General features: G+C 51.0%; 18 protein-coding genes and 1 pseudogene. 3 read left to right on the forward strand and 16 right to left on the reverse strand.

Annotation, left to right across the window (positions count from 1 at the left end):
* The coding region (locus tag OGY13_RS02660; RefSeq protein WP_230199854.1) for an IS5 family transposase at nt 1–950 on the forward strand (950 nt) is incomplete at its 5' end.
* Nucleotides 951–1,035: 85 nt separating this feature from the next.
* Here the strand turns inward: OGY13_RS02660 and OGY13_RS02665 are convergent.
* The 5 genes from OGY13_RS02665 to otnK are packed head-to-tail and all read right to left on the reverse strand — an operon-like array spanning nt 1,036 to nt 5,347.
* Entirely contained in the window at nt 1,036–1,848 is an 813-nt protein-coding gene (locus tag OGY13_RS02665; protein ID WP_213752990.1) for a beta-keto acid cleavage family enzyme, read from the reverse strand.
* 28 nt (nt 1,849–1,876) lie between these two features.
* Nucleotides 1,877–2,653 (reverse strand): hydroxypyruvate isomerase family protein, encoded by a 777-nt coding sequence (locus OGY13_RS02670; protein WP_020996542.1) that lies wholly within the window; start codon nt 2,651–2,653, stop codon nt 1,877–1,879.
* On the reverse strand, nt 2,634–3,443 hold the full coding sequence (locus tag OGY13_RS02675) for a DeoR/GlpR family DNA-binding transcription regulator (protein WP_008784145.1): 810 nt from the start codon (nt 3,441–3,443) through the stop codon (nt 2,634–2,636). The genes OGY13_RS02670 and OGY13_RS02675 overlap by 20 nt, the downstream gene beginning before the upstream one ends.
* A gap of 6 nt (nt 3,444–3,449) precedes the next feature.
* Nucleotides 3,450–4,094 (reverse strand): 3-oxo-tetronate 4-phosphate decarboxylase, encoded by a 645-nt coding sequence (gene otnC, locus OGY13_RS02680; protein WP_008784146.1) that lies wholly within the window; start codon nt 4,092–4,094, stop codon nt 3,450–3,452.
* Entirely contained in the window at nt 4,091–5,347 is a 1,257-nt protein-coding gene (gene otnK / locus OGY13_RS02685; protein ID WP_079934622.1) for a 3-oxo-tetronate kinase, read from the reverse strand. Before otnK ends, otnC begins: the two co-directional genes overlap by 4 nt.
* 372 nt (nt 5,348–5,719) lie before the next feature.
* Between otnK and OGY13_RS02690 the strand changes: the two genes are divergently transcribed.
* Nucleotides 5,720–6,613 carry a PocR ligand-binding domain-containing protein gene (locus OGY13_RS02690; RefSeq protein ID WP_048235841.1) on the forward strand — a complete coding sequence of 298 codons (894 nt, stop codon included), beginning with the start codon at nt 5,720–5,722 and terminating at the stop codon, nt 6,611–6,613.
* On the opposite strand, the gene cobA is transcribed toward OGY13_RS02690, so the two are convergent.
* Nucleotides 6,592–7,380 (reverse strand): uroporphyrinogen-III C-methyltransferase, encoded by a 789-nt coding sequence (cobA, locus tag OGY13_RS02695; RefSeq protein WP_003831416.1) that lies wholly within the window; start codon nt 7,378–7,380, stop codon nt 6,592–6,594. The two genes, OGY13_RS02690 and cobA, sit on opposite strands and share 22 nt — an antisense overlap.
* A gap of 405 nt (nt 7,381–7,785) precedes the next feature.
* Between cobA and OGY13_RS02700 the strand changes: the two genes are divergently transcribed.
* Nucleotides 7,786–8,688, forward strand: coding sequence for a LysR substrate-binding domain-containing protein (locus tag OGY13_RS02700; RefSeq protein WP_003022936.1), 903 nt, complete (start codon nt 7,786–7,788; stop codon nt 8,686–8,688).
* Nucleotides 8,689–8,770: 82 nt separating this feature from the next.
* On the opposite strand, the gene cobO is transcribed toward OGY13_RS02700, so the two are convergent.
* The 10 genes and pseudogenes from cobO to glmS form a co-directional block, all read right to left on the reverse strand.
* The gene (cobO, locus tag OGY13_RS02705; RefSeq protein ID WP_063940686.1) at nt 8,771–9,373 is read right to left on the reverse strand and encodes a cob(I)yrinic acid a,c-diamide adenosyltransferase; all 603 of its coding nucleotides are present in this window, start codon (nt 9,371–9,373) and stop codon (nt 8,771–8,773) included.
* A 9-nt stretch (nt 9,374–9,382) separates the two neighbouring features.
* Nucleotides 9,383–11,035 carry a class I fumarate hydratase gene (locus OGY13_RS02710; RefSeq protein WP_057068971.1) on the reverse strand — a complete coding sequence of 551 codons (1,653 nt, stop codon included), beginning with the start codon at nt 11,033–11,035 and terminating at the stop codon, nt 9,383–9,385.
* Between the two features lie 109 nt (nt 11,036–11,144).
* A complete protein-coding gene (glsA, locus tag OGY13_RS02715; protein ID WP_032942734.1) occupies nt 11,145–12,146 on the reverse strand; it encodes a glutaminase A in 1,002 nt (333 codons plus the stop codon).
* 119 nt (nt 12,147–12,265) lie between these two features.
* Nucleotides 12,266–13,547, reverse strand: a pseudogene (locus tag OGY13_RS02720) (dicarboxylate/amino acid:cation symporter); the annotation flags it as partial.
* A gap of 169 nt (nt 13,548–13,716) precedes the next feature.
* A complete protein-coding gene (locus tag OGY13_RS02725) occupies nt 13,717–14,034 on the reverse strand; it encodes a DUF4387 domain-containing protein (RefSeq protein ID WP_003831425.1) in 318 nt (105 codons plus the stop codon).
* Entirely contained in the window at nt 14,031–15,401 is a 1,371-nt protein-coding gene (locus tag OGY13_RS02730; RefSeq protein WP_003022951.1) for an acyclic terpene utilization AtuA family protein, read from the reverse strand. Before OGY13_RS02730 ends, OGY13_RS02725 begins: the two co-directional genes overlap by 4 nt.
* 3 nt (nt 15,402–15,404) lie before the next feature.
* Nucleotides 15,405–16,646 (reverse strand): methylaspartate ammonia-lyase, encoded by a 1,242-nt coding sequence (locus OGY13_RS02735; protein WP_032942736.1) that lies wholly within the window; start codon nt 16,644–16,646, stop codon nt 15,405–15,407.
* Nucleotides 16,646–18,091, reverse strand: coding sequence for a methylaspartate mutase subunit E (locus OGY13_RS02740; RefSeq protein WP_079934626.1), 1,446 nt, complete (start codon nt 18,089–18,091; stop codon nt 16,646–16,648). Before OGY13_RS02740 ends, OGY13_RS02735 begins: the two co-directional genes overlap by 1 nt.
* Nucleotides 18,092–18,109: 18 nt before the next feature.
* Nucleotides 18,110–19,498 carry a methylaspartate mutase accessory protein GlmL gene (gene glmL / locus OGY13_RS02745; protein WP_003831429.1) on the reverse strand — a complete coding sequence of 463 codons (1,389 nt, stop codon included), beginning with the start codon at nt 19,496–19,498 and terminating at the stop codon, nt 18,110–18,112.
* Nucleotides 19,498–19,947 (reverse strand): methylaspartate mutase subunit S, encoded by a 450-nt coding sequence (glmS, locus tag OGY13_RS02750; protein WP_003022963.1) that lies wholly within the window; start codon nt 19,945–19,947, stop codon nt 19,498–19,500. The genes glmL and glmS overlap by 1 nt, the downstream gene beginning before the upstream one ends.
* Nucleotides 19,948–20,276 lie beyond the last annotated feature (329 nt).

Below are 20,276 nucleotides of genomic sequence, written 5' to 3' on the forward strand. Positions count from 1 at the left end.
ATCTTCCCGACAACGCAGACCGTTCCGTGGCAAAGCAAAAGTTCAAAATCACCAACTGGCCCACCTACAATAAAGCCCTCATCAACCGTGGCTCCATAACTTTCTGGCTGGATGATGAAGCTATTCAGGCCTGGTATGAGTCAGCAACACCTTCTTCACGAGGCAGACCTCAGCGCTATTCTGACCTTGCCATCACGACTGTGCTGGTCATTAAACGCGTATTCAGGCTGACCCTGCGGGCTGCGCAGGGCTTTATTGATTCCATTTTTTCTCTGATGAACGTTCCGCTACGCTGCCCGGATTACAGCTGTGTCAGCAGGCGGGCAAAGTCGGTTAATGTCAGTTTCAAAACGCCCACCCGGGGTGAAATCGCACACCTGGTAATTGATTCCACCGGGCTGAAGGTCTTCGGTGAAGGCGAGTGGAAAGTCAAAAAGCATGGCCAGGAACGCCGCCGTATCTGGCGTAAGCTGCATCTCGCCGTTGACAGTAAAACACATGAAATCATCTGCGCTGACCTGTCGCTGAACAACGTTACGGACTCAGAGGCCTTCCCCGGGTTAATCCGGCAAACCCACCGGAAAATCAGGTCAGCCGCCGCCGATGGCGCTTACGATACCCGGCTATGTCACGATGAACTGCGGCGTAAGAAAATCAGCGCGCTTATCCCTCCCCGAAAAGGTGCTGGTTACTGGCCCGGTGAATATGCAGACCGTAACCGTGCAGTGGCTAATCAGCGAATGACCGGGAGTAATGCGCGGTGGAAATGGACAACAGATTACAATCGTCGCTCGATAGCGGAAACGGCGATGTACCGGGTAAAACAGCTGTTCGGGGGTTCACTGACGCTGCGTGACTACGATGGTCAGGTTGCGGAGGCTATGGCCCTGGTACGAGCGCTGAACAAAATGACGAAAGCAGGTATACCTGAAAGCGTGCGTATTGCCTGAAAACACAACCCGCTACGGGGGAGACTTACCCGAAATCTGATTTATTCAACAAAGCCATAGTCATGTTGAAATGTCCTTGCTGTTGTTATTGCTGCCGGGGTGGAATAGATAACATGCGCCGCGCAATTTCCGGCGTAGCAACTTTTTTATCCATACTGCGAATGAGCGTAGCGAGTTTGGCTACCTGCTGATAATTATGCTGCGCTTTTTCTTCGGCGCTTAAATAATAACTATCTTCATAGCCGATTCGCACTTCACTGGCACCCATAGCGACCGCGGCAGCGATAATATCGAAATTCCTTCTGCCAAAATGAGTAATTCCCCATAAGGCTTCGCGTGGGATCATGCTACGCAGAGCAATTAATGCATCAACGGTTGCAGGCGTACTGCCGCGGTAACCGAGAACAATATTAAAGAGCATAGGTTTTTGAAATTTTATTTTATCTTCAAGGTTCAGGATGTTATTAATCATGCCGATTTCAAAAACTTCAAACTCTGGAATAATATTGCGTTCAGTTATTTGCCGTGAACAATATTCCACGTCCGGACCGGGATTAAAATACACCGCATCACCGAGGTTAACGGAACCGACGTTCAGCGAGGCCATCTCCACGCCGGGGCAGGCCAGTGGCGCGCAGCGCTCGGCGATGGACATCGAAGAGACGCCGCCGGTAGAAGCCTGAATAATCAGGTTTGAATGGCGAATAACGCGGTCAATTGTTGCCTGAAAGTCGGTAGTATCTGGCGTCAGGCGTCCCTGTTTATCGCGAACGTGTAAATGGACGATGGACGCGCCATGTTCTACGCTGGCGAGTATTTCCTGCGCCAGTTCTTCGGGTATAACTCTGGGGCAATCCGCGGCAACGGGTGCCAGCGAAATAATAACAGTATCCGACATTTTTTCCTCCGGTACAGAGATATTAAAATTATAGGTAAGGCGTTATCCAGCGTAATGATTCCGGCCCTGATGTTGATGGTTGATATTCACAGCCAATCCAGTCCTGGTAATTCATTTTTCTTATAAAATTAAATAGCCATGCTTCATTTAACTCCCCGGTTCCCGGTTCATGGCGATAAGGAACAGAAGCGATTTGAAAATGTTTAATAAGGGTAAAATAGCGTTCGATATTTTTCGCCACGTTGCCATGAGTTTTCTGACAGTGGTAAATATCAAACTGTAAGCCGATATTCTTCTTACCAACCTCGTGAATGATAGATTCAGCCAGCGGGAAACTGTCAATAAAATAACCGGGCATATCCTGCGAATTTAATGGTTCAATCAGTACATCGATTTCCGCGTCTGCCATCACATCGCAGGCGATGCGCAGTCGATTCGTCAGGAGGTCGCGCTGGGCGTGCAGCGTCAGGTCATTGCAGCGCAAGCCGGACATAACGTGAACCCGGCGACAACCCAGTGCGGTGGCGTAATCTCGCGCCACGTTCAGGCTGTGATGAAATTCCTGGTCTCGACCGGGCAATGCTGCGAGTCCCCGTTCACCCTGTGCCCAGTTGCCAGCCGGGGCGTTCATTAGCACCACCGGCAGAGAAGTTTCCCGCTGAGCGGCCCGCAAATGCTCCAGCGGGTGCTGCCAGAGAAACAGCCCTTCTACGCCGCGAAAACCGGCTGCTTTTGCCGCCTGAAATCGACCCGCTATCGGTAAATCAGTAAATAACCAGTCGAGGTTAGCCGCTAACTTCAGCATGGCGTGCACCCTCCCGGCCATCAACCAGATGCAGCTTAACGCCCTGGCTGACAATAGTCTGCTGCGCATTTTCCGGTAACCGGTTATCAGAAATAATGTCGGTTAACTGCTCCAGCCCACAGATGTGGAACATGCCGTATTTGCCAAATTTACTGCTGTCACAGACCAGCACCCGACGCCGGGAGACGGTAAGCACCGCTTCTTTGACCGAGGCTTTCCCTTCACTCGGCGTCGACATGCCGCGCTCGGTATCCCACGACGATGAACTGAGAAACGCCACATCAATATTAATGGTGCGCAGAAAACTGGCGGCGCTTTTGCCAAGACATGAGCGGTTACGCTGATCCACCAGACCGCCGGTGTGATAGAGCGTAATGTGTGGCATATCCATCAGATAGTGGCTGATGGAAAAATCGTTGGTGACGACCGTCAGATTGAAACAGTGGCTGGCGGCCACCGCTTTCGCCACTTCAAACAACGACGTTCCGGCATCCAGATACAGCGTTTGTCCGGGCTCAATGAGCATTGCGGCGAGCTGGCCCATCTTACGCTTCACGTCATGATTCAACTCGGCTTTTTCCCGCCACGGCAGTTCGGATTTCAGCAGGTTATTGAGCTTTACGCCGCCGTTAATGGCAATAACTTTGCCTTCTTCTTCCAGCAACTGAATGTCGCGACGCACGGTCATATGCGACACGCTCATCAGATCTGCCAGTTCATTAAATGAGGCGGCATTCTTTTCGTGCACATAGCGGTAGATAAAATCACGTCGTTGCTCGGGGATCATCATGTCACCTCACGCTTGCCGGGAATGTTCAAGTTCGGCCACCGCCTCTTCTGAGAGCGGAACATAGCCGAGCGGTTTTAATGTCAGCCAGATGCGGGCGCTGTCTTCCAGTTCCTCGGCGTTAAACACCGCCTCACGCAGCGAGCGACCGCTTACTACCGGCCCGTGATTGGCCAGCAACGCAGCCGTATGATCTGCCGCGATTTCACTCAATGCGCTGGCAATGCCTTCATGGCCGGGCTTGAAATAAGGCAGCAGTGGTAGCTGTCCGACGCGCATCACATAGTATGGCGTTAGTGGCGGTAGACAGTTTTCTGGCGTAGAGCAAGGCAGACAGGAGAGCGCGGTCAGCCATGGAGAATGCAGGTGCACAACCGCGCCGCAGGATGGCCGATGCCGATACCACGCCAAATGCATGGGCACCTCTTTTGACGGTTTGTCGCCGCTAAGATGCACGCCGTTGGCATCCAGCCTACTTAGCGTGGCAGGATCAAGCTCACCCAGGCAGGAGTTGGTCGGGGTCACCAGATAGCCGCCATCCGGCAATTTGACGCTGAGGTTGCCGGAGCCGCCGCTGCTGTAACCACGCATAAACAAGGAACGGCCATAGTGGACGAGTAGTTCGCGTAGTTGGTGTTCACTCACCGGATTCATAATGCGTACTCCTGGGCTGTAAAAAAGAAATCTTCGTCACCAAAGTTGCCTGACTTCAGCGCCAGCGCCAGACCGGAGGAAAATACCCACGGCACGCCAGGCGCAATGGCTTTGCCAACGGACAGACGCTTCACCTGCAGTGCCTCTACCACGGTGCCGGATGTTTCTCCGCCTGCGACGATAAAGGTGTTTACACCTGCAACTTGTAGCTTTGCGCTCAGTCGGGAAAAAGCGTGTTCGATCGCCTGGCTGGCATTCTGTTCGCCGTACTCTTGTTGAATGCGTTGGAGTACGTCTGGCGGCTGGGTGGCGTATATCATCGGCGCGAATGGGTCGTTGATATGCGTCATCGCCCAGGCACACAGTTCATCAGTGTAGCGTTCTGTATCAGACAGGCAGCGGGCCACGTCGAGTACACGAGAGGCTGCTGCGGCCTTATAGCGATTGACCTGACGATTACTCATTGCAGAACAGCTACCGGAGAACACCACCGTTTTAGCAGGTAGTGGAAAAGCGTCCAGCGGCATGGTTTGCTGAGTTCCGGTGCAGGCGGCCAGTGCGCCACCGAGCCCGGAGCCCCCGGCTAACAGAGGGCTGGCATGGAGTGCCTGCGCCAGCGTGGTGAGATCTGCTTCATCCAGCGTATCGACGATAACGTGACGCGTACCTTCAGCCTGAAGTTGGGCCAGAGCGTTAGTGACCGCTTCCACACCTTGACGCAGCGTCGTGAGGTTGATGCAACTAACCTTGCCTGGCGTTTGCGCGCTCAGCAGGCGCGGCAGGCTGGCATCGGTCATAGGATTAAGCGGGTGCTTTTCCATCCCGGATTCGTTAAGCAGTACGCCGTTTACAAAAAGATGGCCATGCACCACCGTGCGCCCGTTTTGCGGCAGGGCGGGGCAGTGGACGATCACGGGTGTATGCAGCTCGTTCATCAACGCATCGCTGACCGGTCCAATGTTGCCTGTTGGCGTGGAGTCGAACGTCGAACAATATTTAAAATAGATCTGGCGGACACCTGCCTTTTGTTTCAGCCAGCGGGCACAGGACAGAGATTGTGCGATGGCCTGTTCTGCGGGTAATGAGCGGCTTTTCAGCGAGATGACGATAGCTTCGACCTCTTCATTCCAGCATTGAGTGGTATCAGGCATTCCGGGCAGTAGCGCAACGCGCCACCCCTGCTGCGCCATAAAGCTTGCAATGTCCGTTGCGCCGGTGAAATCGTCGGCGATAACGCCTGTGGTGACGGCCATGGATCAACTCCGTTCAGATTGTTTGCTAATTGAACATATTATTCAGGAGGGCCTTTCACATTCACATGATGATTATCACAAATAAGCACATCATTGATTCACAGTAAAAATGAGTAATCTATTGAAAATAATGGATAAAGATGTTTGGTGTTGCGAAAAGAGTCTCACAAGAGAGTGTGAAGATTCGTTAATCTTTGAGAAAGCGAAGTCAGTAGTATGCAGCGGAGTATTATCGAGGTCGCTTTAACTCTCTTGCCAATTGATCATAATCATCTGCATAAATGAGATTATTTTTTGCGGTGAGCATCATTCTTTCTCTTGATTAAATTCTGCATATTACCGGCTTTAATTTCATTAATGCCGGAGGATACCGTGTCGTTGAAAATCCAGGATGATTATCTACAACGTTTTTTCTCGATAGCAAAAGTATTCTCCAGTGCGACTGGATTAGCCACGGTTGTGGTTGATGTTAACGGAAAAACTCTCTCGGATTGCCATAACTTTAATTCGTTCTGCACATTAATGCGGGCGGATGAACGCTATTGTACGAGTTGCCAAAAGTGTGACAAATATTGTGCTTTTGAAGGTTTAAAACACCTTAAACCCAGAATACTCAGCTGCCACGCAGGGCTAAGTCTGTTTTCTATGCCATTAATTCGCGATGGGCATCTGTACGGTTTTATGCTCTGTGGGCAGGTGCGGGCAAAATATCAGGAATATAAAACTATCGTTATTGATAATGAATGCTCATGGATGGATGAACCAAAAATAAAAGCTGAATGGAGTCAGGTGGCGGTAGTCGATAATAATACGCTGGTGGCATCAGCTAATTTATTAAATTTTATTGTTGATAATTTTGAGACAGAACAGCAACAACCTGATGAGTTTGTTATCCCGCCGACCAGTTACATGCGTCATTATTTTACAGAGCCTTCCCGACACGAGAAAAAGCTTCTGGCAGCGTTGCGTTATATTGATGAGAATTTATATAGTGAATTATCCCTGGAATCCGTAGCAGCTCACGTTTGCTTAAGCGCAAACTATTTCAGCCGTTTTTTTAAGAAACGCCAGGGCGTTAACTTTAAAACCTGGGTGAATCAGAAAAAAATGCAAAAAGCGGGGGAGTTATTGCACGATCCCGTTCATTCAATAGACAGCATTGCCCGGAAACTCCAATACGCACAAACCAGTTACTTTTGCCGTGTTTTCCGGGCGGCGCATCAAACGTCGCCCCAGTCTTTTCGTCATGCCAGACTGTCACAGTAAAGGTTTTCTGGCAGCGTGATGGCTTCAGGGATAAAAGAGAGCCGATCGCTCAGGGTTACCACATCACCAATCACTATCAGCGCAGGGGGGAGGATGTTAGCTTCCTGCGCCTTGCTCAGTAGTGAACCGAGCGTACAGGTCAGTCGGCGTTGGTTATCGCGGGTGGCGGACATAATTAGCGCTGCAGGCGTATCTGCTGATTTTCCACCCATCAATAATTCCTCACAGATAAACGCCAGATTGGCGATACCCATGACAATAACCAGCGTACCATTCAGTTTCGCCAGCTGACGCCAGTCCTGCTGTTGGTTGCCCTCCCGCGTATGACCGGTTACCACGTGAAATCCCGAGGCGAAATCGCGGTGTGTTACCGGAATCCCGGCATAGGTCAGGCCACCAATGGTTGAGCTAATACCCGGCACCACTTCAAACGGGATGCCCGTCTCGACGAGATCTTCAACTTCTTCAGCCCCACGTCCAAAAACATACGGATCGCCGCCTTTCAGACGCACAATATTATTGTGCGTTTGGGCATACTGGACAAGCAGTGCATTGATTTCATCCTGCGGTACACAATGGAAACCCGGGTTTTTGCCGACATTGATAAGCAGACAATCAGGTAATGCCCATTCCAAAATTTTAGGATTGACCAGCCGATCGTAAATAATGACATCAGCCTGTTTAATGCACATCATTGCTTTGAGGGTAAGTAATGAAATATCACCGGGACCTGCCCCAACGAGCCAGACCTTTCCGAAAGTTTTCACATTGTGTCCTTTATCACATCGATCAAAAAAAGGCAGAAACCACATCAAGGAATGATAAAAAGCAGTCGTTTGCCCGTAAGTTATAACGTGAAATTATCCAAAATTATCGCACTGATAATATTGATTAATCTCGCAAAGTTTTTTCTGCAATAAACAAGATAACTTGAAAAATTATTAAGAACTTATTGGCACCATTTGCTTAGGTTTAACCTTATTTAAATTGTGTTTATTGCTGCTCTTGAGTATTATTGGTTAATATTTATCCGCCATCAGTGTGAGTAAATCATGGATTGGATCAATGACATTAATGGATGAAATAAAATATAACTCTCGGTGCTTATCTGGGTAGCTTGAATTATTTTTTATAAATTAAACTATTTTTGTACGCTGCATATGGAAGAGGTTATGAGAGGAAAAATACCCAAGACGGAGTTGCTGGTAACTTTTGAAGTTGTTGCGCGTCACGAAAGTTATACCCGGGCAGCTGAAGAGCTGGCTTTGACACAAAGTGCTGTTTTCCGCCAGGTAAATGCACTGGAGGATTTTCTCAATACCGCGCTATTTAATCATGCCAAAAAACGCATTTTCTTAAATGCGGCCGGCAAACACTATTTAAGTATCGTTAAAGAAACGTTAAATAAACTTGAACGAGATACGACAACGATAATGACCTGGCAGCCGACGGTACAGGTTATTGAGCTGGCGGTGAATCCGACGTTCAGCACGCACTGGCTGATCCCAAACCTGCGTGAGTTTAACAAACTTAATCCTGATATTATCGTGAACATTCATTCCCTGGCGAATATTGGTGATTTTCTCAATCGAGAGTATGACGCGGCAATCATGCGCGAAGACTTTTATTCGCCATGGTCAGGGGTTGAGTACCTGTTTGAAGAGGAAATTCTGCCGGTTTGCAGTCGCTGTTTGCTGGCCGAACCGGAACGAAAACTGGCGGTGAACGAATTACTAAACGAATTTCCGCTCTTACACCAAAGCACGCGCATCAAAGGGTGGCAGGAGTGGTTTGCGCTGTCAGATGTCAGCAGTCCGCTGGTGAATAAAGGTCCGAGATTTGATTTGTTATCGATGCTGATCGCGGCGGTCCGCTCTAATCTGGGCGTTGCGCTGCTCCCACGTTTTGCCATTCAGCACGATCTGGACAGCGGTGATATGGTCATTCCTTGCGATGTTCCAATGCGTACCGGGAATCGATTTATTATGACGTGGCGTGAAGAGAAATCGGAATCCGAGCATTTACAGATTTTCCGTAACTGGTTGCTCAGTAAGTCCGTGGTATCGGCTGCCTGAAGGTGGCTTGTGCCTTATCAGGCCTACAACGATGGGTAGGCCGGATAAGACGCGTTAGCATCGTTATCCGGCAAAAGAACGGCTACCAGTCGATCCCAACCTGTGCCTGAATACCGCGGTCAAACGCGTGTTTGACCGGGCGAATTTCACTGACCGTATCGGCCAGTTCCAGTAACAGCGTATGGCATCCGCGTCCTGTGACGATAACGCTCTGACCGGCAGGACGATTTTCGATGGCGCTGATAACCTCTTGCGTATCCAGATAGTGGTAAGCAAGCATGTAGGTGAGTTCATCCAGCACCACTAGATCGTAATGCGCATCAGCCAGCATGCGCTTACTTTCCTGCCAGACAACCGTTGCCGCCTCGATATCTGCTTGCCGATTTTGGGTTTCCCAGGTAAATCCGGTGCCCATAATATGGAACTCGACGCCGAGGGGTTGCAGGGTGTTGTACTCGCCATTATCCCACTGACCTTTAATAAACTGCGCGATGCCAACGGTTTTTCCGTGACCCACTGCGCGCGTTGCCGTGCCAAAGGCTGCGGTGGATTTTCCTTTTCCGTTGCCGGTGAAGACAATCAGGATCCCTTTCTTCTCCGTTGCCGCCGCTACGCGGGTATCAACCTGCTCTTTCAGCTTCTGCTGACGCTGACGGTGTCTGTCGTTATTGGCGCGCGCTTCCATGGAAACTCCTTAATGCCCTGCCGGACAAGTTGCGCAGCGATGCTGCTGCTCGAACTGGCTAAAGAAGTTATTGCCTTTGTCATCCACTAATACGAAGGCCGGCATATTTTTAACTTCCATCATCCATACGGCTTCCATTCCCAGTTCGGGATATTCAAGGCACTGCAGGCTTTTCACGTACTGCTGTGCCAGCAGGGCTGCTGCACCGCCAATGCTGCCGAGGCTAAATCCACCGTGTTTGTGACAGGCATCAGTGACCTGCTGGCTACGGTTACCCTTGGTGAGCATAATGAGGCTGCCACCTTGTGCCTGGAAAGCATCGACATACCCATCCATGCGCCCGCCGGTGGTGGGCCCCATTGAGCCACAAGCCTGATTTTCCGGGGTTTTGGCGGGACCCGCGTAGTAAACGATATGCTTTTTCATGTATTCCGGCATCGGTTCGCCGTTATCCAGTCGCGCTTTGATGTTCGCGTGGGCGATATCGCGAGCGACAACAATCGGGCCGCTTAACGACAGGCGTGTACCAATGGGCAGAGCGGAAAGGTCATGCAGGATGTCACGCAGCGGACGGTTCAGATCCAGTTGTACGGTCTGAGCGCCGTTTTCTACTCGCTGTGAATCAGGAATGAATTTGCCCGGATTATGCTCGAGTTTCTCCAGCCAGATACCGTGTTTATTAATTTTGGCCTTAATGTTACGGTCGGCTGAGCAGGAGAGGGCCATCGCGATTGGGCAGGAGCCGCCGTGGCGCGGTAAGCGAATTACGCGGATATCGTGGGCAAAGTATTTGCCGCCAAACTGCGCCCCGATGCCAAACTCGCGGCTGGCATTGAGCAACTCGGCTTCCAGCGCCGTATCACGGAACGCCTGGCCCAGCTCGTTCCCGCTGGTGGGTAGATTATCGTAATATTTGGTTGAAGCCAGTTTGGCGACTTTCAGCGCCTGGTCGGCGGATAAGCCCCCAACCACAAAAGCGATGTGATACGGCGGACAAGCGGCTGTACCCAGTGATTTCATTTTTTCGATCAGGAACGCAGTGAGTTTTTCCGGCTGTAGAATGGATTTGGTTTCCTGGAACAGCGCCGCTTTGTTAGCTGAGCCGCCACCTTTATTGACGAACAAGAAACGGTATTCGTTACCTGGGGTGGCGCTAATGTCGATTTGTGCGGGCAGGTTGGTCTGGGTATTGACCTCGGTATACATATCCAGCGGGGCATTTTGCGAGTAACGCAGGTTGTTTTCGGTAAAGGTGGAATACACGCCTTTGCTTAATGCTTCTGCGTCATCGCCGCCGGTCCAGACATGTTGTCCTTTGCTGGCCACTATGGTTGCCGTCCCGGTATCCTGGCAGTTGGGCAGTACGCCTTTAGCTGAAACCTCTGCATTGCGCAGCAGCTGCAATGCGACGTACTTATCGTTACTGCTGGCCTGTGGGTCGTGCAAAATGCTGGCAATCTGTTTTAAATGTCCGGCGCGCAGGAAAAATGAAGCCTCATAAAACGCCTGCTGTGCTAACAAGGTTAACGCTTCCGGTGCAACCTTGATCACTTCCTCTCCGTCTAACTCCGTTACCGTAACGTGCTGGTTACTAAGTAATTCATACTCGGTACTATCTTTACTCTGAACAAAGAGTTCCTGCCAGACAAATGGTTTAGACATGTTTACTTCTCACCTCTTCGTGTTGTTTACCGGATGGCGCTTCGCTTATCCGACCTACATCAATGCGTTAATCGTAGGCCGGATAAGCGAAGCGCCATCCGGCGTAAAGTTATTTGGCTAAAAAGACATTGGCTTTTGTCGCTTCGGCGACATATTCGATAGTTTTCTGGGCACGAACGCTGTTTCCGGCTTCATCAAGCGGTGGAGAATAGACCGCAATCGCATATTCGCCTGGGACAACGGCAACCATGCCGCCGCCGACGCCGCTTTTCGCCGGGATGCCAACGGTGTACAGCCATTTACCGCTACCGTCGTAAAGCCCGGCAATTGCCATTTCTGCCAGCACCTGCGGAACATATTTCTCATTCAGCAACTGTTTACCGTTGAACGGAGATTTGCCTTTGTTCGCGAGTACGGCACCCATTTTGGCCAGTTGCTCAACGGTGATATCCACCGAACACTGGCGGGTATAAATTTCAACGGCTTCGTCAGTGTTGCCATAGAAGCTGTTATAGGATTCCATCAGCTTGGCCAGCGCCTGATTGTGCTGGTTGGTTTCCATTTCAGATTTGAAAACCGGTTCGTTCACGGTGAGAGTGGCATCGGCCCAGACGTTCAGGTTGTCGAGGATTTTGTTCCAACGATCTGTTTTGTCTTTGGCTTCGATCAGGCTAACGGTGCTCATGGCCCCGGCGTTTACCAGAGGGTTTTCAGGCGCGCCTTTGGTCAGTTCAACGGCTAAACCTGAGTTGAATGGCATACCGGTGGCATTGGCGCCAAGTTTATCCAGCACTACCTGAGGACCGTGCTGCTCCATGGCAAGCGCCATGGTGAACACTTTACTCAGGGATTCCATTGGGAAAGGTTTGTTAACATCGCCAACCTGGTAGATCTTGCCGTCCACCGTCGCAATGGTGATGGCAAAATTTTTCGGGCTATAGGTCGCCAGAGCAGGGATGTAGTCGGCGACTTTTCCATCGTTGTTACTTTTGTACTTCTGATGAGCCTGTTCTATCAGCTTGGCGTAGTCGGGCGTGGTTTGCGCGAATGTGGTTGCGCTAAACAAGACGCTGAAAGAAAAGAGACTCACGCCGAGAATTGTTTTATTCATTATGCATTCCTGTTGGTGTTGTTGGGAAAACAATCCTGTAGGCCGGATAGGGCGTTCACGCCGCTATCCGGCCTACGATTAGTTGTTCTTCTACTGTCAGGACAAAGCGACTTCCGTTTCGGTAACCGGACGTTCCTGCTCCGGGGACTTCACTGGTGCAGAGCCACGGCAACCCTGGCCGAAGTGTTCACCTTCCCAACGGCTGACAATGGCTGCTCCCATGGCGTTACTCATAACGTTCGTGGCGGAACGACCCATATCGAGGAACGGATCGACACCCATCAGCAGAATCAGACCTGCTTCTGGAATGTTGAACTGGTTCAGGGTTGCAGCGATAACCACCATTGATGCGCGCGGTACGCCTGCCATTCCTTTTGAGGTCAGCATCAGGATTAACAGCATGGTGATTTGCTCGCCCATGCTCAGTTCGATGTTGCACGCCTGGGCAATAAAGACGGTGGCAAATGAGCAATAAGCCATGGAACCGACCAGATTAAAGGAATAACCGATAGGCAGAACGAAGCTGGCGATTTTTGAAGAAACACCGAATTTTTCCAGCTTGTCCAGCGTACCCGGGAAGGCGGCTTCAGAGCTTGAAGTGGTAAAGGCCAGCAGAGCGGGTTCGAGGATTGATTTAGTTAACCGTGCGATGCAAGGCCCGACGATCATAGTAGACAGGCCAATGAGGATCGCCCACAGCATACCCAGCGTCAGGTAGAACTCACCCATGAAGATCCCGGCGCTAACCATCACACCCAGACCACGTTCGGCAATCAGACCTGAAATAGCGGCAAACACGGTCAGTGGTGCAAACAGCATGACGTAACCCGTCAGCTTCAGCATGACGTGCACCAGTGAATCCAGCACTTTCACGATAGGATCGGCTTTTTCACCAATCGCAGCGAGGCTGCAACCGAGGAAGATTGAGAACACGACGATCTGCAGAATTTCGTTACGCGCCATCGCATCGACAATACTGGTCGGTACCGCGTGTGAGATGAATACTTTCAGCGTGAATGGCTCTGACTTAACGGCGGCAACGGCTCCGACGTCATGTGGCACAAAGTTGATACCTGCGCCTGGCTGGAAGATATTAACGATAACCAGACCCAGTGCAATTGACACCAGAGAGGCGCAAATAAACAGGAAGAAGGTTTTCGAAAATATACGTCCCAGCGTTTTGGCATCGCCCATTTTGGCAATACCTACAACCAGAGTTGAAATAACCAATGGAGCGATAATCATTTTCACCATACGTAAGAATATGGTGGTGAAAATGGAAATATCTGCTGCATAAGATTTTGCTGTTTCAGCCGCGGCCATATTATTTATGGCCACCCCGGCAATCATGCCGAGTATCAGGCCTAATATGATCATCTTCGTTAAACTAATTTTCTTCATGTGTACTCCATCGGATAAAGGCTGGTAATTGGAATTGTGTAGGGTGGCGTGCGCCTGAACCTGGACAGCACCTCAGACGCACGCCTGTTGTGACCAACCGCATGAATAATTCGAAGCACTGTGATACAGCTGAATTCTGTGCTCCAATGGTTGTTATTGTGTTTTTTTGTTACAAGTCGAACTCAATACTTAATAATGGAGCGTGTTGCTGCGCACCATAAACATCATTGTCACCGACGTTGCCGGAAATAATATCTCGTGGCATGACGATTTTTACGGCATTCGCTGGATCGAACCAGACGATATTGTGAATAAATTCAGGCTCAACATTATATAAACCGGCAATAAGCTGTGGCGTTAATTGCTCGCAGGCTTTTACCCGCTGATAGTCTTCCCTTGTTTTAAATAAAATATCTAAAACCAGTTCGTACGGTCCGGCGTTTTTGGAACGAATTACTTGCGCCAGTGAACAAATTGAGTGTTTCATGCCTGAACTCCTTCTGGCGTCACCTGTTCAATGTGGAAATCAAAACGCAGCGCATCGCTCGCTTCAATCAGGTGATAGATCGAGAACTCATACACCGGTCCACTCTGAATATCAGATGGCGAGAACGGGAAGGCGAGGTTGCCCGCAGTCGCAATGCGATTTTCATAGCCGTAGTGCAGCAGGGTAGAGCGCACCAGCGAGCAAACACTGTTAGCGATATCCTGTGTTGGCGCAACGACATCCAGTAAAATTCCCAGTTCATGGCCCGCAGTTTTCATCGGCTCATGGTTGCCCATCACACCGTTCTTACCGTACAGGTGGAACGTCATACGGATACTGTCGTCATTCAGTGAGAGGTTACGTGCAACGCTTGCCTGTACCTCTTCAAGAATCGTGTCAATCCCGGCAATCATAATCGGGTCACGTGTTCCGGCGATGGTCAGGCAACGGAAGCCAACCTGGCGTGCACCTTCCAGTTTCAACGCATACGGTGTTTCTTCATGGCGTGAACCGCTGACATACACTTCACCCTCGTTAACCTGGGTGAAAGTGCATGCCTTCAGGTTCAGCACACCGCCTGGCCCTGGCAGGAAGTACGGATCTGACTTCTCGTACAGAGTGTGCGCTGCTGCGGAAGTCTCGGTGAACTTACGCTTGGGATTGAACGCCTTCAGCGTAAAGCCGTTATCGTCAATGATTCCCATCGCACAATCTGAGCCGGAACCAGGGGTGGCGGCAATGGCTGCACACTCAAGGATCTTACCGCAATGAAGCGCCAGACCTTCATCAAAGCCCTGCATAATCGGCAGCGCGGCGAAGCAGGCCGGATCGTAGGCACGTCCGCCCAGGACCACCTGCGCACCGGCTTTCAGCGCACGCTGGAAAGGTTCGACGCCCATCTGCGCGACAATGTAGGTGCTCTCTTCAATGGCCTCGTGAGTCAGTTCAGGCACAAAATCGAGCGCGGTGATTTTGCCGTTATCCAGCGCCTGATGAACGATTTCTTTGTCGACATCAGACGGAATCAGCGCCATTGAGAAAGACAGTTTTTCTTCCTGCGCGATCTCATGGATTATCTGGCGACACCACTCCAGATGCGGAGCTGCGCCAGAACCACCGGCTGTGCCGATCACGACAGGGATGTTGTTCTTAACGCCTGCCACAATCATATAGCGCAGATCGCGTTTCACACCGGCCCTGTCAGTAAAGGGTTTACCTGCCCCCAGGTAGTGGGGGCCAGGATCGGAGGAACCTGCGTCAACAGCAATAAGATCCGGTGACTCTTCCATGGCTTTACGAAAACTTTCTTCCGGGAAGCCATAACCCAGGATAGCCGTAGGCGATAAGATCTTAAATGTGCGTGCCATCTCTTAATCCTTAGTTTGCAACAGCGCGATGGTGCGGTTCATTTCGTTAAACACGATGTTGAGACCTTCATCGAAACCCATACCCGGTTTGATCAGCATGCGCATTGGACGCGCGGCCAGCGCGACGTGTACGCAGGTACGAGCACTGATTTCCGTTTCGTTACAGGTACCGCCCTGATAGGCTTCCATTCCGTGTTTGTTGCAATACAGCACTGCATCAACGATGTTGTGAATACCGCCCAGGTCCGGGGTTTTAATCTGCACCATGTGGCAGCTGCCCGCGTCGGTGAAGTCCACGATGTCCTGATAGGTGTTACACCATTCATCCGCAACGATTTTCACGCCAGAACCCAGACGAGTCAGCTCCTGAGTGATCTCGGTTAACATGCGGATCTGATCCGGCTTGTTACCGGCATCAACCGGGCCTTCAATGTACAGCGGCAGGCCTTGCGCTTCGGCTTCCAGGCTGGCGATGTATTCGGCGCAACGCACTGGATCCATATCGAAGATCAGACCGATGGTGCCGTAGACATCAATGTGCAGCGTTGGGTGATAGCTATCGTTGGTGCGCAGGCTCAGGATGCGGTTAGATAACCAGCGGACGTACTCACGCAGTTTTTCACCTTTAAAGCCCAGCTTCTCTTCTACGTTATTGATCAGCGCATGCGGTAGGACATCCACACCTTTGAGGATCATCTTGTCGACGGCGATATAACGGTCGTCGCCGCTCTGACCAAATAACGGAATGGCTTCCGGGACGCATGGCAGCTGCCATTCATCACAAACCACTTCGGCTTTCAGACGACCGGTAGCCAGTGCCGCTGCGTCGAGCAGCGCCTGAGACAGACCATAACGTACGGCGGTATGCAGCAGATGGCCATCAATACGCAGTTCGTCAAAGAAACGGGCGTTGGTCAGGAACGAATCAACGTCACGACCTTCCAGCAACGGCTTGATGTGGTCGTTGAGGAACGGAATGAAGTTTTCAGCCAGGAACAGCGGGTCACGACCGCCTGCACCTGAATATTGCACCGCTGCGCAATCGCCCACAGCCACCGCGCCGTTTTCCAGAATCAGCTGTACGGAAACACATTCACCCGCCTGACGAACAGACGTAAATCCAGGCGTTACCGGATCGCCGGTATAGATAAACCCGTCATGACCGGCGCCGTTTTTGATGGCCTGCTGATCGTCAAAATAAAATGAGGAGTAGCCAGCTGTGAAAAGGGCCTGTTTAATTTTCATTATGGTCTTCCTATTAATTTACTGTGGGATACGGCGTTGATGTCATCAATGACCATCTGGAAAGAAGGCTTGCGACCTTCGAAATGTGCGCGCTCTGCAACGTAGTCGTGGTGCAGGGCGAGAATATCTTTCGGCAGCGGCACGGCACCGGCTTCAAGAATACGGATTGCGCCTGTGTTATCGCGAACAGGCAGGATCTTACCGGCGTTACAGGCGGCAGGAGCGAAAGGCACATCCAGCACGCCAGCTTCAAAGGCAAGCACCGTACCGCGCGCAATGTCACCATTGCCCAGTTCGAAGACTTTCTTCAATACCGCGCGGACTTCGCTCTTAATCAGGTCAACTTCCTGCTCCACGGCAGCGCACTGCGGGAATTTCTGATCGCTGACCATGTTGAGCATCTGGCGTGACGCTTTCAGACCCTGGGCGTTAGCTGCCGCGGTTGGGATACCGAATGCTTCGTGCGGACTTTTGGTAATAACTTTTGTGGCACCAGACATACCGGCAACCGCTGCGCCCCAGGCGATAACGGAGAAGGCTTTTGCTTCATCTTCCGGGAATCCGCCCATCCACTGGTGGAAAACGGTGCTCAGCTCGTAATCGTCGAAGCCATGGTTATGGAAGTATTCGTGGGACAGTTCACGCAGTGCCTGAATAGCAGCGATATCCTGTGTCAGGCTACCGACCTGGCCGTAGCCGACGGTAATAGACTTCACGCCCTGTTCCAGCGCCAGCAGACCTTCGATAATCGCGACTGAGTGGGACATGAACGGCGGGATCAGCGTGCCGGTCAGCGGACCAAACGGTTCCCGGTTGATGCGAATGCCGTTCTCTTCGTACAGACCCATCAGACGGTCGCAGTACTGCCAGTCGCGGATAGATTTTTCCAGGGTGACGCGTTTGGCGTAAGGGATGTTGTAGGAGATACCGCCGCCTTCGTAGCTGGTAAAGCCACTGGCCATGGCGATTTCTGCCAGCAGACGCGCATCCGGTGTACCATGGCGAACCTGGATCGGTTTATCCAGCGATTCAGTCATACGACGGCAGGCAGCAACCCCGTGATTGACGACCGGTAAACCATTCAGCTTGGAAGTACCTGCTTCGATGGATTTTTGGATCCCGATAGCGGCTTCTTCATAGCGGTTCAGACGGGTATAGGCATCGATAGTACTTGGCAGGAGGTCGCACTCTTCCTGCAATGTTTTGAGCAGCGCAATATGCTCATCCATTAATGCCACACCTGCGCGCGGCTGGCTCAGAGTTTTACCTTCCTGATCGGCCTTCAACAGGGCGAGGGAGAAACGCTTTTTCTCTGGAATTGATTGCTGGTACTTCACGCCATCTTCGAAGTTCTCAACGTCTTTGCCGGTTTCCCAGGTTTGTAACACCTGATGCCTTTCGGTCATAAATTCGTCGTGGGTCAATTTTTTATTTCGAAGTTCCATTCGTAGCTGCCTTAAGTTTTATAGGGTTAAACACTGAATGCTGGTGCGAGCAGCGGCTTGCGGGTACAGCCTGGCGACGTTTGCCAGTAGAGGGAGCAGGCCATTTGAATCGCGGTAATACTCAAACTGATTCGGTAACAGAATTCTTTTACCCTGGTCGTCCAGCTCCCTGTATTTGAGCCAGTTATGGATATCGAACTGGCTGGCGCGAGAGAGCCATCCCCCTGAACCGACGACTTTGCGTACGGTGGTGAGATCGCGACCCATCTGTAAATCCACATTACCCACGCAGGTGCAAACCTGCTTTTTAGTGCCCGCGTGGCGCTCAGCGGCATAGCCCACGCATAAACCTGCCAGCAGGGTGTCGAAATATTTCTCTTCCTCGCTGAGTGGCAGGTAATCCGGTTGCCCAACCAGGTGGCGTAGATAGCGGTAAAACGCTTCCTCGCGCTGTGGCTGCTGGGCGAAGATGACTTTCACCATATCCTGCGTGCTTTCTCCTACCACAACGGCGGAAACGCGCATTCCAAGGTCGCCTTCAACGGTACGTTTGACGAACGGTTCAGGAACACCATGCAGGACGGTATCGGGGGAGAGGGTATTCGCGCTGGCCGAATAGACATCCGTGGTGGCTCCGCCCATATCAATCAGCATGAATTCCTTCCATGCGCTGTCGTAATCGCTAATGGCTTTGACTAACTCATATACCGTCCATGGCGTCGGCATAGGCTCTTCGCCTGTTTCGCCGACGATAACGTCCAGACCTTTGCCTTTGACTATGCGTGACAAGAACACATCGCAAATCGCCTGGCGCGCGGCAAACGGATTCGGGTGATCGAGGTCCGGCAGAATGTTGTCTACCGTGGTCAGATCCTTATGTCCCAGAATCGTTTGTATTTCGTCCTGAATGTCCCGGTTTCCGGCGTAGATAATGGCGCAATCAAGCTTTGAGCCTGCCAGCGCGTGCGCATTCGCCAGGCCGTAACTTTCTTCGCCACCGTCTGTCCCGCCGGTAAACAACAGAATGTCTGGCGGTGATGATTCCAGCTCCTGGATGTCATGACGGTTCAGCTTGTACGAATAATATTGCGCGATTTTCGCTCCTGCCGAATGGGCGGTAACTTTTGCCGACTCCAGCGTAATGGAAGGCACCAGCCCCATTGCTGCAACGGCGAGCCCACCTTTCGCTGAGGAGGAGTATTTCAACTGCACTTCACCACTTTTCAGTAACGGGCGAGCATCGGCAACATTCAGCACCTGATTCAGGCTGGCAAAAAAACCGTCTGCCAGATGATGTGTGGTGGTTGGGGTCAGGACATGGTTTACCAGGGTTAATTCCTCGCCTTCATGTGCGAAGAGGGCTGCCTTGGTCCATGTCGAGCCGATATCGACAGAAACTGTTTGCATCAGATGGCCTCTTCCAGGCAACGCTGTTCGAGGCCATTGTGTTGGTGAATATCATTAGTGATAAGCGCGCAAACATCTTCCAGATCGTGGCTGGGGGCGAAAACCCGGTTAAAGCCCATCTCTTTAAACTTCACTTCCACGTCGGCGAAGTCATGTTTACCGACGACCAGGTTGCCGCCGACGTACAGCAGAATGTCGCCAAGGCCGCGTTCGATGCAGCGCTCACGTAATCCGAGGCAGTCAATGTCGCCATGACCGTAGATAGAGGACACCACGATGGCATCGGCGCCTGTTTCAATCGCAGCATCAATATATTCATCCTGGCTCACCATCACCCCGAGGTTGATTACGTGAAAATCATGAGCAGTAAAAACGCGATCCAGAACTTTATTACCTACTGCATGGCAGTCAGCACCGATGACGCCAATAACAAGTGTAGATTTCTTCATGGGTAATCCTCTGTAGGGCTGATGGTCAATAAGTGAAATTATTTTCTAATATTTAGAACATGGATTGTGACAACCTCTTAATAGGGTTGGAGTTTCTGTGGAAGCGAAAAAGGAAGCAATTGATCTATTTTCAAAATATCCTGAGAAAAATGATTGTTATATTTGTCATCTATAAAATCCTTTCATAATCAACATGATAGATTATCTTTTCTTAGCTGGGTTTAATTTATTAGAGAATTGGGTAATAAATGACTTGCCATGTTTGTGATCGAAATCTTATTTTGTTATGCGCGCCGTTTATGACGTGTTTTAAATAATTTCGAAAATCC

The sequence above is a fragment of the Citrobacter sp. Cpo045 genome (assembly GCF_030332875.1).
GTDB lineage: Bacteria > Pseudomonadota > Gammaproteobacteria > Enterobacterales > Enterobacteriaceae > Citrobacter > Citrobacter portucalensis.

Bases quoted from the DNA above. Each gene is read 5' to 3' on its own strand.
- OGY13_RS02730 (WP_003022951.1), bottom strand. From the start codon at position 15,401: ATGGCACGCACATTTAAGATCTTATCGCCTACGGCTATCCTGGGTTAT.
- otnC (WP_008784146.1), bottom strand. From the start codon at position 4,094: ATGAATCCGGTGAGTGAACACCAACTACGCGAACTACTCGTCCACTAT.
- OGY13_RS02725 (WP_003831425.1), bottom strand. From the start codon at position 14,034: ATGAAACACTCAATTTGTTCACTGGCGCAAGTAATTCGTTCCAAAAAC.
- OGY13_RS02675 (WP_008784145.1), bottom strand. From the start codon at position 3,443: ATGATGATCCCCGAGCAACGACGTGATTTTATCTACCGCTATGTGCAC.
- OGY13_RS02740 (WP_079934626.1), bottom strand. From the start codon at position 18,091: ATGGAACTTCGAAATAAAAAATTGACCCACGACGAATTTATGACCGAA.
- cobO (WP_063940686.1), bottom strand. From the start codon at position 9,373: ATGGAAGCGCGCGCCAATAACGACAGACACCGTCAGCGTCAGCAGAAG.
- otnK (WP_079934622.1), bottom strand. From the start codon at position 5,347: ATGGCCGTCACCACAGGCGTTATCGCCGACGATTTCACCGGCGCAACG.
- glmL (WP_003831429.1), bottom strand. From the start codon at position 19,498: ATGCAAACAGTTTCTGTCGATATCGGCTCGACATGGACCAAGGCAGCC.
- glmS (WP_003022963.1), bottom strand. From the start codon at position 19,947: ATGAAGAAATCTACACTTGTTATTGGCGTCATCGGTGCTGACTGCCAT.
- OGY13_RS02670 (WP_020996542.1), bottom strand. From the start codon at position 2,653: ATGCTGAAGTTAGCGGCTAACCTCGACTGGTTATTTACTGATTTACCG.
- OGY13_RS02710 (WP_057068971.1), bottom strand. From the start codon at position 11,035: ATGTCTAAACCATTTGTCTGGCAGGAACTCTTTGTTCAGAGTAAAGAT.
- OGY13_RS02735 (WP_032942736.1), bottom strand. From the start codon at position 16,646: ATGAAAATTAAACAGGCCCTTTTCACAGCTGGCTACTCCTCATTTTAT.
- OGY13_RS02700 (WP_003022936.1), top strand. From the start codon at position 7,786: ATGAGAGGAAAAATACCCAAGACGGAGTTGCTGGTAACTTTTGAAGTT.
- OGY13_RS02665 (WP_213752990.1), bottom strand. From the start codon at position 1,848: ATGTCGGATACTGTTATTATTTCGCTGGCACCCGTTGCCGCGGATTGC.
- glsA (WP_032942734.1), bottom strand. From the start codon at position 12,146: ATGAATAAAACAATTCTCGGCGTGAGTCTCTTTTCTTTCAGCGTCTTG.